This window comes from Ferroplasma sp. Type II (assembly GCF_000496155.1).
Genome location: NZ_KI542855.1, coordinates 1 through 807, shown reverse-complemented (window position 1 = coordinate 807; position 807 = coordinate 1). Strand labels below are relative to the sequence as shown.

Genomic DNA, 807 nt, shown 5'->3' with positions numbered 1-807 from the left:
AATCCAGCAATTCCGACTTTCATTTTTTATCCATTTCATCACTTTACATATACTTTATTAATTTAAATGGTGTTGCATAATTATTAAAACTCAATTTAATAATCAGCCTGATAAAAGAATGATACAATTCAGTGATGTTGATTTCAGGGATAATTAGGATAAGGAGATGAAAGGATGAATGGAATGGCATAGAGGAAATCAATTTATCTGTAAAGAGAAAGTATGGCGAAACATTAAAATAAAAAATATGAAACAGTGGAATGTGAAGGTTATCAAAGATTCAGATTATGCAATGTTATAAAGAATTATGGTGAAATGCATACATATGGGGAATTAAGAATGTTATAAAACATGGTCGATAAGTATAAAAGTTATAATATGAAGGAAATAAAACAGAAGAAGTTATGCAACAGACCACAAATTAAGCTTTTAATATTATGCCGTGAGCCGGGATTGAACCAGCGACCTCCAGATCTTCAGTCTGGCGCTCTCCCAACTGAGCTATCACGGCGACATAGCCATATTGTTAATCTTTATTAAAATGTTTTTATCGCATTTGTTATGGAACTCTAAATTTTTGGGTTAAGTTAAACAGTTGGATATCTATATGGTATCAAAATCCGATTGGATTATCTTGACCCTAGCGTTTATTTCAACACTCAAGTAATATTGTAATCTCACGGTTTTGTGTGTATCGTTGCATAGAAAACATAGTGTATAAATACTGGTGTATACTATACACCAGTAATGACATTCATACGGAAGATCAAAAAAGGGGACAAGGTCTATTATCAGGAGGTAGAGAAT

1 tRNA gene is annotated in these 807 nt (G+C 32.1%); it reads right to left on the bottom strand.

Features of this window, described 5'->3' with window-relative positions:
• Positions 1-438: 438 nt before the first annotated feature.
• Positions 439-511, bottom strand: a tRNA-Phe gene (locus tag AMDU4_RS13980).
• Between the last annotated feature and the right edge of the window lie 296 nt (positions 512-807).